The following is a 14,352-nucleotide window of genomic DNA, read 5'->3' as shown; positions in this document are numbered from 1 at the left end:
GTGGGGGCCGTCCCGGTCGCGCGGGTCTCTGTCGGGCGGGAGCGCGACCTCAGACGCGCTCGCCCCCGATCCACGTCTCCGCGACGCGCACCTCGGCGATCTCCTCATCCGGCACCGTGAACACGTCGCGCTCGAGCACCGCGAAGCTGCCGTCGAAGCCTGGCCGCAGCACGCCCACACCCTCGAGCGGCGACAGCAGCCGCGCCCGACCGGTGTACAGCATCAGAGCCTGCGGCACGGTGATCGCGGCCTCGGGACCGAAGTCGATGCCGTTGTAGGTGCGGCGGCGCACCGCGGCCTCGACCGAGAGCATCACGTCGTCGGCGCCGCTCCACGCGGTGGCCGGCCGGTCCGACGACAGCGCGAGCGGTTCGAGCCCCGCGTACAGGCGTGCGATCGGATAGGCGTCCGTCACCTGCTCGGCGCGCAGCGCCTTCTCGTACCCGTCGTACTCGGCGAAGAAGAAGACCGTGTGGGTCGCGATCCCGAACACCATGCGCGCATCGCGGAGCCGGACGAGGTAGTCGTCGCTGATGATCGTGGCGTGCTCGATGCGCACGGAGGGGATGCCGTCGAGCCAGGGCTCCGCGTCTTCGAACAGCTCGACCACGCGATCGAGCGCCTGGTCGCCCATGGCGTGCACCGCGAGCTGCACGCCGTTGCGTCGCGCCCAGTCGCCCGCCGCCAACACGTCGGCGTCGTCGACGAGCCGCAGTCCGTGGTCGCACGATTCGGGGTACGGCTCGTGCACCCACGCGGTGCGGTTGGAGTACGCGCCGTCGAGGACGACTTTCACTCCTCCGATGCGGATCTGCCCTTCGCGATCGCCGGGGGCGAGGTCGGCGAGCGGTTCGGCCGGATCCCATCCGGGGTACAGCGCGACGCGGGTGCGGAGTCCGCGCTCGACCGCCGCGCGGAAGGTGCGAAGCGGGTCGTCGATGCGCGTCGACAGCAGATCGCACACGGCGACGATGCCGCGCGAGGCGAGCTCCTCGCCCAGTCCGACGAGGGCGGCAATCTGCTCGTCACGCGAGGGCGAAGGGATGAACGCGGCCACCTCGCCCACGGCGGCGATCTCGGTCAGCACGCCGTTCGGCCGCCCGTCGGCATCACGCTCAAAGCGGGCACCGTCGGGGTCGGGCGTCTCTGCCGTGATGCCGGCGATCTGGAGGGCACGCGTGTTGCAGACCGCGGAGTGCGCGTCGCAGCGCCACACGAGCACCGGGCGTTCAGTGCTGACCCGGTCGAGGTCGGCGGCCGTCGGCATCTGCCGTCCCGGGAACTTGGTGTCATCGAACCCTCGTCCGAGCACCCAGGAGTCGTCGTCAGCGAGCCCGTCGGCGTGGGCACGCAGCACCGCCACGAGATCGTCGACCGAGGTGACGGCGGGCGGAAAGCATTCCGCGGCCGCGCCGGTGCCCGCGATCAGAGCCGGATGCGTGTGGCTGTCGATCAGCCCGGGAAGCACGGTGCGCCCGCCGAGATCGATGGAGACGGCGTCGAGCGCGGCCGGCGCCTCTGCGGCATCCCCCACCCAGTCGACCACGCCGTCGGTCACCCGGAACGCCGAGGCGAACGTCGTCTCGGACTCCCCTGTGAACACCTTCGCGTTCGTGAACAGACTGCTGCTCGTCATCCCACTCCTCAGATCGTGCGCCAGGTGAAGCGTCCGCTCAGCAGCGTCGCCGCCACCGGCATCTCGCGCAGCTCGTCGCGATCGGCCGCGTACGGGTCGCCGTCACTGATGACCAGGTCGGCGGGCTGGCCGACCGCCAGAGACGTGCGCACCGATGCGGCCAGCGCGACGTCGAGGGGCAGCCGCTGCTCGGGATGCCAGGCGTCGCGGTCTCCACGGCTGCGGGCGGTCGCGGCGCCGAGCGAGATCCACGGGTCGAGCGGTGCGACAGGGGCGTCCGATCCCAGGCGCAGTGCCGCTCCGGCGCGGTGCAGAGAGCCGAACGCGAAGGCGCGTCCGGTGCGCCCGGCCCAGTGGTGGTCGGCGACGTCGCGGTCGTCCATGGCGTGCTCGGGCTGCACGCTGGCGATCAGTCCGAGGCGGGCGAAACGGGCGAAGTCGTCTTCGCGCACGAGCTGCGCGTGCTCGATCACGCCGCGCATGTCGAGGTGCTCGAAGGTGTCGAGCACCTCGGTGTTGGCGCGGTCGCCGATCGCGTGCACCGCCGCCTCGATCCCCGCACCTCTGGCGAGGGTGAGCAGGCGCCGCAGTTCCTCGATCGGCACGCTCTCGAGGCCGCAGGCGTGTGGGTGCGAGGGGTCCATGCTCGGATACGGGTCCCAGCACCAGGCGGTGCGCGTGTTGAGCGACCCGTCGACCACGACCTTGAGGCGTCCGAATTCGACCAGGCCGCGCACGTCGATGATCTCGCCGGTACGCAGGCCCTGGGCGATCGCGGCGTCGAGCCGGTCGGGCCACACGGCGATGTCGACGCGCAGCGCGTCGAGTCCCTGCGCGATGCGCTGCGGCCACTCGGTGACGTTGTCGGTGCTCTCGTATTCGACCACGCCGACCACACCCCGGGCGGCCGCGGCGTTCGCCGCGTCCTGGTAGGCCGACAGCGGCAGGTCCCCGGCCTCGTCGAACGCGTGCATGAGCTCGATCCACGGTCCCTCGCGCAGCAGCCCCGTCTCGTCGAGCTGCAGACCGAAGCGCGCTTCGGCCGCACGGTTCATCCATCCGCAGTGCAGGTCGCCGCTCACGAGCACGACGGGGATGTCACTGATCGCGGCGTCGAGCGCCGCGAGTGAGGTCGGCTCGGGCCAGAGTCCGTCGCGGAATCCGTAGCCCATCAGCATGCCGTTCACGAGCGGCCACCCGTTGGCGCGTGCACGCACGACCACGTCGAGCACGTCGGCGGCGCTGTGCGTCTCGGTCAGATCCATCCGGCGACGACCGATCACGTGCTGCGTGAAGTGCACATGCGCGTCCCACAGCCCCGGTCCGATCCAGCGCCCGCCGCCGTCGACGCTCTCGCCCTCGGCCGGGGTCGTGCCGGCCGGCGCGATCTGCGCGATCAATCCGTCGCGCACGACGAGGTCGATGGGTGCACCGCCGTCATAGGGGCGGACGTTCTGCAGGGTGAGGGCGCTCATGGGGCTCCGGTCAGGCGACGGGGACGGGGTGAGTGGTGAAGCCGAACAGATCCTTGGGATCCTCGGGCGTCGCGACCAGGTCGATCTCGCGGCCGAGGTCGGTGCCCTCGACGCTCGCGCGCAGGTGCCGCAGCGCCGAGAAGTCCTCGATGGCGAATCCGACCGAGTCGAAGATGGTGACCTGCTCGGGCGAGGTGCGCCCGGGAGCGATCTGGTTCAAAACGCGCCAGAGCTCGGTCACCGGGAAGTCGGCGGCGACGTTCTGGATCTCGCCCTCGACACGGGTCTGCGGCGTGTACTCGACGAACACCGGACCGCGCTCGAGGATGCGCGGGTCGAGCTCGGTCTTGCCGGGGCAGTCGCCGCCGATCGTGTTGATGTGCATGCCGGGGGCGACATCCGCATCGGTGAGCACCTGCGCGACCGCCTTGTCGGCGGTGCAGGTGGTGACGATGTCGGCTCCCCGCGCTGCCTCGGATGCCGAGGAGCACACCGTCACGTCGAAGCCGCGCGGCGCGAGGTTGCGCACCAGCTTGGCGGACGCCCCCTCGTCGACGTCGAAGATCCGGAGGGTGCGGATGCCGAGCACCGCGCGGAACGCCAGCGCCTGGAACTCCGCCTGGCTGCCGGCACCGATCATCGCCATCACCTGCGAGTCGGGGCGGGCGAGCGCCCGCGCCACCATCGCCGAGGTGGCCGCCGTCCGCAGCGCCGTGAGCACCGTCATCTCGGCGAGGAACACGGGGTAGCCGTTGTGCACGTCGGCGAGTACGCCGAACGCCGTCACGGTCTGGAACCCGCGCCCCGGGTTGAACGGGTGTCCGTTGACGTACTTGAACGCGTACAGGTCGGGGTCGCTGATCGGCATCAGCTCGATCACGCCGAACGGGGTGTGGTTGGCCACCCGCTCGCTCTTGTCGAAGGACTCCCAGCGCCGGAAGTCCTCTTCGATCGTGTCGGCCATCTCGGCCATGATCCGCTCCGCACCGTGCCGCGCGATCCAGGTCACCATGTCGGCGACACCCACGAACGCGGTCATGCGCCCTGCTCTCTTCCGTGCACACGGGCCATGCGGGCCGCCAGTGCGGGGTTGCGGTACGGGCCCGGCTCGCCGAGCGCCTCGATCACACGGTTGACGATCTCGACCGGCTTGTCCTGACTCATCTTCTCTTTCGCCTCGAATCGGTCGACCCGCAGCCGGAAGCCGACCGTGCCGTGCACGATGCGCTCGGCGTAGGCGGTGTTCTCCAGGGTCTGGTGCATCAGGTAGGGCTCGGGCAGCGCGTTCTCGAAGTGCGCCACCAGCCGGTCGAGCACGCGCAGGTTCTCGTCGTCCGACAGGAGCTCGGGGGTGCCGTGTAAGTGCGCGACCGCGAAGTTCCAGGTGGGCACCGCCGGCGAGGTGTCGTACCAGCTCGGCGAGACGTAGCCCTGCGGTCCGTAGACGATGACCATCACCTCGTGCGCGCCGAGCTCGTGCAGACGTTCGTCCGGTCGGCCGACGTGGCTGACGAGCACGATGCCCTCGGCATCCTCTTCGAGCAGCAGCGGATAGTGCGAGGCGACGAGTCCCTTGCCGGGCACGAAGCTGATGATCGTGCCCCACGGGTTCTCGCGCACGAGCGCGCGGACGGCCTCGACGTCGTCGAGGGCGTAGTCGGGGGTGTGCCTCATGCGTGTCTCCAGGTGATCTCGGCCGTGGCGAGCACGACGTCGGCGTCGTCGAGCGCGGTGACGAGGGTGCGATCGCCCTGCGACCGACCGTACAGGCGCACCGTGCGGTCCACCAGCACGGGGGCGATCGCGCGCACGTCGAGCGTCGCGACCGGGCGATCGGGAGCGTGACGGCGGGCTGCGTCCATCAGCAGGATGCGGGTGAGCGGGCCGTGCACGAGCAGGTCGGGCAGCCCCTCGACGTCGCGCGCCCAGGCCCGGTCGTAGTGGATCAGGTGCGTGTTGAACGTCAGCGCCGAGAAGCGGAACAGCTGCCGCGCGTCGAGCACGAACTCCTCGCTCCAGTCGGCGTCGGTCGCGGCATCCGGGTCGGTGCGCGGGGGCCGCGGCGCAGCATCCGGATCCGCCGCCTCCGCCGCCTCGAGGAACACGTCGTGCCAGACGCTGCGGATCGCGACCTCGCCGTCGACCGCGTACTCGCGCTCCACGTCGACGAACATCAGGCGTCCACGCGAGCCGTTCTTCTCGACGACCTCGCCGAGGCGCGTGGTCTGGGTGACCTCGTCGCCCAGATGCAGCGGGCGCAGGAACTCGGTCGTCTCCCCCGCGTACATGCGGCGGGGCAGGTCGATCTCGGGAATCACGCCGTCGCGCGCCGGGGTGCCGTCGGGTCGCAGATCGGCGAGCGGCACGGCGAAGGGGAATAGCACGCCCTCCCACGCGGCGGGCAGCTCGGCGCGGTCGCGGAGTGCCGTCTCGCCGGCGGCGAAGGTGCCGCGGTACGCCTCGACGGTCGCGGCACGCACGGTCTCGCGGCGCACCACGCTCACGGCAGCACGCCGTCGGCCCGCAGCGCCGCGATGCGCTCGGCGTCGTAGCCGGCGAGGTCGGCGAGCACCTGATCCGCGTGCTCGCTGAGCCGGTTGGCCACCCGCCCGGGGTTCGCGGGGGTGGCCGAGAGTTTGATCGGCTGGCCGAACATGCGCAGCACGCCGAGGTCGCCGTAGTCGGCCGACACGATCATGTCGCGCTCGGCGGTGCCGGGGTCGTCGACCACCTCGGCGATCGTCTTCACCGCGGTCAGCGGCACGACGTCGCCGGCCAACTCCTCGAGCTCGGCCTTGGTGCGGTCGGCGAGCCAGGCCGCGACGATCGGCTTGACGCGGCGGTCGTAGACCTCGGCGTCGAACCGCTTGCGCATGGTGTCGATCTCGGGGTCGGCCTTGTGCTCGGGGGTGCCGAACAGGTCGCAGCTCGCGTTCCAGAGCTTGTCGGTGTACGCGCCGAAGAACACCTGCCCGTCGGCGCAGTCGAACAGCTCGTAGGGGCGCACCCAGGCGTGCTCGTTGCCCGCCGGGGTCGCCACCTTTCCGGTGACGGTGTAGTCGACCACGGCGGTCTCGGTCAGGGCCAGGATGCTGTCGACCTGCGCGACGTCGACCAGCTGGCCTTCGCCCGTGGCCTCGGCGTGGCGGAGCGCTGCCAGGGTTCCGATCACGGCGAACAGCGTCGCCGAGACGTCGCCGATCGTGACGCCCACGCGCACCGGCGGCTGATCGGGGTAGCCGTTCATCGACCACAGGCCGCCCGCCGCCTGCGCGGTGTTGTCGAACGCGGGGCGTCGGGTGCGCGATCCGGTGTGCCCGTAGCCCGAGATCGCGACGTACACGAGCGTCGGGTTGATCTCGTGCAGCACGTCGTAGCCGACGCCGAGCTTGGACATCGTGCCGGGGCGGAAGTTCTCGACGAGCACGTCGGCCGAGCGCACGAGGTCCTTCAGCACCTCGACGCCGGCGGGGTTCGACAGGTCGAGTCCGACGCCGAGCTTGCCACGGTTGTACTGCGCGTAATAGGCGCTGAACTCCTCGTCGCCGTGGGTGAGGTACGGCGGAAACCCGCGTGACACGTCGGGGTCGCGCGGGTTCTCGATCTTGATCACGGTCGCGCCGAGATCGGCGAGCATCTGGGCGGCGTAGGGACCGGCGAGCACGCGCGAGAGGTCGAGCACCGTGATTCCGGCGAGCGCGCCCGGAGCGGGAAGGGAGAAGTCGGTCATGAGGTCGCCTCCAGTGCGGTGTCGGGCCTGCGGATGTCTGACGTGTCGAGTCCGGCGGCGATCAGGGCGCGTGCCACGGCCGACGGCGCGCGGATGCCGCGCACGCGCGAGAGCCATTCGGTCGTCGCCGCGAGGGCCCCGAGGTCGAGTCCGGTCTCGATTCCGAGCCCGTGCAGCATCCACACCAGGTCCTCTGTCGCGAGGTTACCGGTCGCGCCCTTCGCGTACGGGCAGCGACCCAGTCCGCCGACCGAGGCGTCGAACTCGGCGACGCCCAGGCGCAGGGCCGCGTGCACGTTCGCGAGCGACTGGCCGTAGGTGTCGTGCAGGTGCAGGGCGAGGGAATCGAGGGGGATGCCGGCGGCCAGCGTCTCGCTGACGACGCGGCTCGTGAGTCCGGGGGTGGCCACGCCGATCGTGTCGCCGAGCGCGATCGTGTGCGCGCCGGCCGCGTGCAGGTCGGCGGCCGCCGAGGTCACGGCGGCGATGTCGACCTGGCCCTCCCAGGGGTCTCCGAAGGCCATCGACACGTACCCGCGCACCGGGATGCCCTGCGCGGTGGCCGCCGCGATCACGTCGACGGCGCGGTCGATCGCCCCGCGTCGGGTGTTGTTGAGATTCGCCTTCGCGAACGACTCGGTCGCGCTGACCACGACGGCGACCTCGCGCACCCCGACCTCGACAGCGCGTTCGAGTCCCCGCAGGTTCGGCACCAGGGCGACGGCGCGAGCGCCCGCGGGCACCTCGACGTCGGCGAACACCTCGGCGGCGTCGGCGAGCTGCGGCACCCATGTCGCGGGCACGAAGCTCGAGATCTCGAGGTCGCGGGATCCCGCGGCATACAGCCGGCGGCAGAGCTCCGCCTTGACCGCGGCGGGGATGATGTCGGTCTCGGCCTGCAGTCCGTCACGCGGCGCCACCTCGTACACGGTGACGCGGGCGGGCAGCCCCGGTTCGCGCTCGACGCGCGGGCGCGGAGCGGCGGTCACGACGCGCTGCTCTCGGCGCGGAGTGCGGCCAGCACCTCGCGGGCGTACTCCACGCGGATGCGGCGCTCGGCGACGATGCGGCGGGCGACCTCGCCGATCTCGTCGACCTCGGCGCCGGCACTCGCGGCGACGGTGCGGGCGTGCAGGGTCATGTGTCCGCGCTGGATGCCCTCCGCGGCGAGCGCCCGGCACGCCGCGAGGTTCTGCGCGAGTCCGACCGAGGCGATGATGCTGGCGAGTTCGCGGGCGGTGTCGATGCCCAGCAGTCGCACCGCGGCCTGGGCGGTGGGGTGTGCGCGGGTCGCTCCCCCGACCAGGCCGACCGCGAGCGGGACCTCGAGCGTGCCGACCAGGTTGCCGTCGGCATCCTTCTCGAACTGCGACAGGGCGGTGTATCCGCCGGCGCGGGCCGCGTGCGAGTGGCATCCCGATTCGACCGCCCGGGTGTCGTTGCCGGTGGCGAGCACGACCGCGCTGATGCCGTTCATGATGCCCTTGTTGTGCGTGGCGGCGCGGTAGGCGTCGGCCTCGGCGAAGGCGCTGGCCGCGACGATGTCGTCGACGACCTGCGCGCCGCCGAGCATCTCGGCGTCGAACACCGCGCGGGCGCGGGTCAGTCGCAGCTCGGCCTTATTGGTGAGGATGCGCAGCAGGGTGCGGGAGCCGGCGACCTCGGCGATGCGCGGGGCGATGGCCTCAGCCATGGTGTTCACCGCATTGGCGCCCATGGCGTCGCGCACGTCGACGTGCAGGTGCACGATGACCTGCACCCCGGCGCGGGTCGGCAGCACGCGCACCGAGATGTCGAACGCCCCGCCGCCGAACGAGACGAGCACGGGGTCCTGCTCGTTCGCGAGCGCGAGCAGTTCGTCCTTCGCCTCGAGCAGCGCGAAGCGGGTGCCGTGCGGGTCGATCGCGTCGAGCACCTGGATCTGCGCGATCATCACGTCGCCCGTGTACGAGGTGGTGAAGCCGCCCAGGCCGCGGGCCATGCGGGCGGCGTTCGAGGCGGCGGCGACAACGCTCGGCTCCTCGGTGGCCATCGGCACCAGACGGTCGACGCCGTCGATGCGGAAGTTCGTGGCGACGCCCACCGGGATCGCGATCAGACCGACGACGTTCTCGATCATGTGGTCGGCCTGCGCGAGCGAGAGCCCGGCCGCGGGCTGCAGGGCGTCGAGGTCGCCCGCGCCGAGTCCCGCTCCGTCTGCCACCAGAGAGAGGCGCTTCTCGGGGGTGTGGTCGCGCAGACCGGGGATTCGGCTGTTGATCGGCATCGGCGGCCTTCCTGACGGGCGGTCGCCGGATCCTCGGCACCGCGGTTCTTCGAATGACACTAGAAGCGGCATCCGCTCGCGGCGATGGACGGATCACTCAGCGAACCGGCAACGGTGTATGTGATTGACACATCCGCTCGACGTCCTCCATGCTCGACACTGAAGGCACCCCCGCTCTGCCCCGCGCCCCCGACCGCCGAAGGAGCTCTCATGAGCCGCGCATCCGACGCGATCGCCACACTGCTCGATGCCGCACACGACAGCGACCTCGTCGGGCCCACCGCGGTCGGCGACGCGCTCGCCCAGCTGGGCGCGGCCGAGGCGGATGCCGCGGAGATCGCCGAGCGCGTGCACCGCGCCCAGCGCGAGATCGCACGGCTGCGGCGCCGCGAACATGAACTCTCGGCCCTGTTCTCGAGCGCCCGCGAGCTGGCCGAGCTGCGCGACAGCGACGCCGTGCTCGCCCGGCTGGTGCAGCGCGCACACGAGATGATGGGCGTCGACCTGGCCTACCTCTCGGAGTTCGACCCCGACACCCGAGAGCTGCGGGTGCGCGAGACGAGTGGTTCGGTGAGCGCCTCGTTCCAGACGCTGCGCGTGCCGCCGGGGCGCGGACTCGCCAGCGTCGTCGTCGAGTCGCGGATGCCGCACTGGGTCGCCGACTACTCGGAGTACGCGAGGGAGCGGCACGACTCGGGCATCGACGACGCCGTGTCGTCCGAGGGGCTGGTGTCGCTGCTCGGCGTGCCGATGGTGACCTCCGACGACGTGCTCGGCGTGCTGTTCGTCGCGAACCGCGAGGCGCGCAGCTTCACCCCCGACCAGGTCGCGCTGCTCACCGCGGTCGCCGATCACGCCTCGATCATCCTGCAGACCACGCAGACGATGCGCGACCTGCAGGAGTCCGAAGACGAGAGCCGCACGAACCTCGCGAACCTCACCGCGCACCTCGTCGAGCGCGACCGCGCCAACACCGTGCACCAGGAGCTCGTGCAGGCCGTGCTCGCCGGCGGCGGATTCGGCCCCGTCGCCGAGACCCTGGCGTCGGCGCTCGGTCGGGCTGTCGCCATCATCGACGCGCAGGAGCACATCATCGCCGCCGCCGGTCTGCCGCTGGCGCCGGGGATGCTGACGCTGCAGCAGCCGGTGCGCGATGCGATCGCCGAGAGCCGTCGTTCGGGCTACTGCGTCACCGTGCCGGGCGCGGGGGTGCGGGCGGTCGCCGCACTGTCGGCGGGCAGTCGCCACTTCGGCGCGCTGCTGCTCGGTGACGGCGACTTCGAGCTGGGCGCCGTGGACCTGCGCACGATCGAGCGCGCGGCGCAGGTCGGCGCGCTGCTGGAGCTGCAGCAGGAGGCGGCATCCGGAGCCGATCTGCGCATCCGCAGCGAGCTCGTCGCCGATCTGCTCGACGACGTGCCCGAGCGGCGCAGCGACGTCGAACGGCGTGCCCGGCGACTGGGCGTCGACCTGACCGTGCTCGACTCGCTGATCCTGCTGGCCGTGCCGGGCGATCAGCAGACCACCGTGCTGCGCGAACTGAGCCGCCAGCTCGACGACCGCTCGCTCGTCGGCGAGTACCGCGGCTTCGTCGTGGCGGTGCACAGCGCCGAACGCGGGGCCGTCGACACCGAGCGGCTGCGCCGACGGGTGGCATCGGCGATCCAGCATCCCGTCTCGGTCGTCGTTCCGCGGCCCGCCTCGGGCGCGCTGCCCGAGGCGTTCCAGACGGCGATGCGCACCGCCCGACTCATCGCCGCGCTCGAGATCTCCGACATCACCGCGCAGGTCGACGACTTCCTGCCGTACTCGGCGATCCTCGACACCGACGTGCGGGCGCTCAGCGCGTTCCTGCGCGACACGATCGGCGCCGTGCGCGAGTACGACCGCGAGCGCGGGGCCGATCTGCTCGGCACGCTGCGCGCGTTCGTGCGGCACAACGGCAGCCCCACGCGCACGGCTCGCGCGTTGAACTTCCATACCAACACGATCCTGCAGCGCCTCGACCGGCTCGACCAGGTGCTCGGCGCATCGTGGCGCGACGACGAGCGGATGTTCCGCATCGGCATCGCGGTGCGGCTCGACGAATTGCGTGATCGGCTGCAGATGCGGTGAGGGGTGGCGGGCCCCGCGCCCGGTAGCCTCGCACGGTGACCACCACGACCCGCGCGTACTCGGCTCGCGCCGCAGAGTACGTCGAGCTTCTCGGATCGATGGCGTCGGTGCATCCGTCCGACCGCCAGATCGTCGAGACCTGGGCGGCCGACATCGACGGAGATGTCCTCGACGCCGGCTGCGGCCCCGGGCACTGGACGAGTCATCTGAACGGACTCGGGCTCGGACTCGACGCCCGCGGGATCGACCTCGTCCCGTCGTTCATCGATCATGCTCGGTCTGCGTATCCCGGGATCCGCTTCGACCTCGGGAGCATCGACGACATCGACGCCGACGACGGATCCCTCGGGGGCGTGCTGGCATGGTTCTCGACGATCCACCACGACCCGGACGGGATTCTGGTGCCGTTCGCGGAGTTCGCGCGCGTGCTGCGGCCGGGCGGCCGACTTCTGCTCGGGTTCTTCAGCGGCTCGGAGATCGAGCCCTTCGACCACGCCGTGACGCGGGCCTACCGGTGGCCGGCGGAGCGGCTTCGCGAACTTCTGGACGCGGTGGGATTCGAGGTTCAGGAAACGTATCTGCGCGAGGCGCGGGGGCAGCGTCCGGTGGGCGCGATCATCTGCGAGCGCCGGCTGGGGCTCGGCGAGGGGTGACCCGGGCGCCTGCGGGGGTGCGGTGCCACTCTGTCTGCACGAGCGAAGGCCTTCGGGAAGTTGTTCACAGATTGCGAGGATTTATTGCGTGAACTGGGCTTATCTGCTCTGAATGTCGATGGCCCCGAGTTGACTGAGGGGTATGAACAGCCCCGCAGACATCGTCGATCAGGCCGCCTCCGGCCTGCGCGATCTGCTGTCCTCAGACGCGGTGGCACTGCTTCCCGACGCCGACAAGATGCAGCTTCTGCGCGCACTGGGCGAGGTGCAGCGGGCGACCGAGGCGCTGATCGTCGAGACCGTCGCGTCGGTCGACGAGCGGCGCGCCGGATCAGGCACGGTCACGTTCTGCTCGCAGTTCGGACGCGGGTCGGTGGGCGAGCTGCTCGAGCGCGCGCTGCGGACCGATGCCGCTGGGGCCGGGCGCGTTGTGAAGGCCGCGAAGCTCATGCGCCGCGACACCGAGATCACCACCGGGGCACCACTGCCCGCGCGCTGGCCGCAGTTGCGCGGCGCGCTCCTCGACGGAGTGATCGGCGTGGCAGGACTGCTGGCGGCGACGTGGCCGATCGAGCGCGCGGGCTCGCGCATCGGCACCGCGGATCGGCTGCGGGCCGACGCTGACCTGGCCGGATTCGCCCGCGGGTGCGCGGGGGCTGATGCTGATGCCGATGCTGCGGACACCGCGCCCCCGGCCACCCCCGAAGACTTGCGCCTGCTCGCCCAGGCGATTGCCGCGTACCTCGATGCCGACGGCGCTGCACCGACCGAAGAGCGCGCCATGAAGGCGCGCGGCGTCGTGCTCGGGCGCGCGAAGGACGGCGTGATCCCGATCCGCGGCACCCTGCTGCCCGAAGTGGCCGCGCAGTTGCAGCGCATCTGGGACGCGTACCTGAATCCAAAGGTCAACGGTCCACCGCTGCCCGGCGTGCGCTTCGCCCCGTCGAGTCGTGAAGACCAGGGTCGCGACGATCAGTGGCGCGATGACGAGGCTCTCGACGACGGCACCTTGCCCAGCGACAACCCCGGCGGCATGGTCGACACGCGCTCCCGGTCGCAGAAGCAGCACGATGCTCTCGCCGCCGCACTCGGTATCGCTGCCCGGCACGACGAGATGCCGCGCCTCGGTGGCGCCGCCCCCACGGTCGTGGTGTCCGTCACGGCCGAGGACTACGCGACCGGCCGCGGGTGGGCGCGCGTCGAGGGTGTCGACGCGCTCGTCTCGGTCGCCACGGCCCGGCACACCGCCTGCGGCGGCACGGTGCAGCGCGTGCTCTTCGATCCGGAAGGCCGCATCATCGGCATCGGTGCGACCGAACGCATCTTCACCGTGCATCAGCGCCGAGCGATCGCCCTCCGCGACCGCGAGTGTCTGATTCCCGGATGCCACGTGCCCGCGTCGTGGTGCGAGATCCACCACGTGCAGGAGTATGCCCGCGGCGGGCCGACCAGCACCGACAACGGCATCGCGCTCTGCTGGCACCACCATCGCACGCTGGAGACCAGCGGGTGGGAGATCCGCATGCACAACGGCGCGCCCGAGGTGCGTGGTCCGGCGTGGTGGGACCCTCTGCGCCGTTGGCGCGCTCCGCGGCCCCGCGTGCACATGCCGCTGCAGGCATGACAGGTCGAGCTCATGCGCTGTCAGTGCGCGCACCCGTCATGCCACCATGGCGTCATGTCGCCTTTTGAGCCTCTCCCGCCGACGCCCACGCGTCCGCCAGACTTCGCCGACGACTTCGCGGACGGACCGAACCCCGCGCTGTGGGTCGCGCACTATCTCCCGCAGTGGTCCACGCCGGAGCGGTCCGCGGCGCGGATCGAGCCCGGCGTCGACGGCATCCATCTCCGCATCGACGAGGCCCAGCCAGACTGGCGGCCCGAAGACGCGCCGTTGCGAGTTTCGAACCTGCAGACGGGCGTCTTCTCGGGCCCTATCGGGTCGACTCGCGGCACGCACCGCCACCGCCCCGACGGACTCGTCGTGCGCACTCCTACGCCCACGCGCTTGCTGTTCGCTCCATCATCCGGACGCTTCGACATCACCGTCTCCGCCAGCACAGACGAGGGATGCATGACTGCAGCGTGGCTCGTGGGGACCGAGCATCGCTCCACCGACGAATCCGGCGAGATCTGCGTGTTCGAGATAGACGCGGAAGCGATCCGCGACAGCAGCACCACCGCCCGCGCGGGCATCAAAGCACATCATGATCCTCGCCTGGTCGACGACATGAGTGAGGTGACGACTCCCCTCGGCGCGTCGCGCCCCCACACCTGGACGGTGATCTGGGGCGAAGGAGAGACGATCATCGGGTGCGAAGGGAGCGTGGTGCGGCGTATCGCCCAGGCCCCCGATTATTCTCTCTTCCTGATGATCGACCTCTTCGAGCTGCGACGCACCGGCGGCGGTTACCCGAAACGGGCGTCCGTGCATGAGGTGCGCGGCTGGGAGGGATCCGTCCCCACCACTTGACTCC

General features: G+C 71.2%; 12 protein-coding genes. 4 read left to right on the top strand and 8 right to left on the bottom strand.

Translation table 11 applies throughout. The annotated features are described in order from the left end of the window. Window positions 1-49: 49 nt before the first annotated feature. Genes AC2D10_RS14945 through AC2D10_RS14910 form a run of 8 tightly spaced genes read right to left on the bottom strand, consistent with a single transcriptional unit; the run spans window position 50 to window position 9,107 of the window. The gene (locus AC2D10_RS14945) at window positions 50-1,636 is read right to left on the bottom strand and encodes an amidohydrolase (protein ID WP_484708791.1); all 1,587 of its coding nucleotides are present in this window, start codon (window positions 1,634-1,636) and stop codon (window positions 50-52) included. Window positions 1,637-1,644: 8 nt separating this feature from the next. Further along, the gene (locus tag AC2D10_RS14940) at window positions 1,645-3,111 is read right to left on the bottom strand and encodes an amidohydrolase (protein ID WP_484708790.1); all 1,467 of its coding nucleotides are present in this window, start codon (window positions 3,109-3,111) and stop codon (window positions 1,645-1,647) included. A gap of 10 nt (window positions 3,112-3,121) precedes the next feature. Further along, window positions 3,122-4,150 (bottom strand): ornithine cyclodeaminase, encoded by a 1,029-nt coding sequence (locus AC2D10_RS14935; RefSeq protein WP_484708789.1) that lies wholly within the window; start codon window positions 4,148-4,150, stop codon window positions 3,122-3,124. Further along, a complete protein-coding gene (locus AC2D10_RS14930; protein WP_484708787.1) occupies window positions 4,147-4,785 on the bottom strand; it encodes an FMN-binding negative transcriptional regulator in 639 nt (212 codons plus the stop codon). The genes AC2D10_RS14935 and AC2D10_RS14930 overlap by 4 nt, the downstream gene beginning before the upstream one ends. Next, complete coding sequence (locus AC2D10_RS14925; protein ID WP_484708786.1) at window positions 4,782-5,615, bottom strand: FAS1-like dehydratase domain-containing protein; 834 nt, start codon at window positions 5,613-5,615, stop codon at window positions 4,782-4,784. Before AC2D10_RS14925 ends, AC2D10_RS14930 begins: the two co-directional genes overlap by 4 nt. Next, window positions 5,612-6,841 (bottom strand): CaiB/BaiF CoA transferase family protein, encoded by a 1,230-nt coding sequence (locus AC2D10_RS14920; protein ID WP_484708785.1) that lies wholly within the window; start codon window positions 6,839-6,841, stop codon window positions 5,612-5,614. The genes AC2D10_RS14925 and AC2D10_RS14920 overlap by 4 nt, the downstream gene beginning before the upstream one ends. After that, window positions 6,838-7,830: a hydroxymethylglutaryl-CoA lyase gene (locus AC2D10_RS14915; protein ID WP_484708784.1), complete on the bottom strand. Its 993-nt coding sequence runs from the start codon at window positions 7,828-7,830 to the stop codon at window positions 6,838-6,840. Before AC2D10_RS14915 ends, AC2D10_RS14920 begins: the two co-directional genes overlap by 4 nt. Then, window positions 7,827-9,107 (bottom strand): hydroxymethylglutaryl-CoA reductase, degradative, encoded by a 1,281-nt coding sequence (locus AC2D10_RS14910; protein ID WP_484708783.1) that lies wholly within the window; start codon window positions 9,105-9,107, stop codon window positions 7,827-7,829. The genes AC2D10_RS14915 and AC2D10_RS14910 overlap by 4 nt, the downstream gene beginning before the upstream one ends. A 210-nt stretch (window positions 9,108-9,317) precedes the next feature. Between AC2D10_RS14910 and AC2D10_RS14905 the strand changes: the two genes are divergently transcribed. From AC2D10_RS14905 to AC2D10_RS14890, 4 genes are all read left to right on the top strand, one after another. Further along, on the top strand, window positions 9,318-11,222 hold the full coding sequence (locus AC2D10_RS14905) for a helix-turn-helix domain-containing protein (protein WP_484708782.1): 1,905 nt from the start codon (window positions 9,318-9,320) through the stop codon (window positions 11,220-11,222). Window positions 11,223-11,257: 35 nt separating this feature from the next. After that, entirely contained in the window at window positions 11,258-11,875 is a 618-nt protein-coding gene (locus AC2D10_RS14900; RefSeq protein ID WP_484708781.1) for a class I SAM-dependent methyltransferase, read from the top strand. Window positions 11,876-12,017: 142 nt separating this feature from the next. After that, complete coding sequence (locus AC2D10_RS14895) at window positions 12,018-13,499, top strand: HNH endonuclease signature motif containing protein (RefSeq protein WP_484708780.1); 1,482 nt, start codon at window positions 12,018-12,020, stop codon at window positions 13,497-13,499. Window positions 13,500-13,553: 54 nt separating this feature from the next. After that, complete coding sequence (locus AC2D10_RS14890; protein WP_484708779.1) at window positions 13,554-14,348, top strand: hypothetical protein; 795 nt, start codon at window positions 13,554-13,556, stop codon at window positions 14,346-14,348. The last annotated feature ends 4 nt before the right edge of the window (window positions 14,349-14,352 follow it).

This window comes from Microbacterium sp. PI-SA-G (assembly GCF_057215335.1).
Note: the sequence above shows the minus strand (reverse complement) of the source record. Positions and strands in the feature narration are given on the sequence as shown.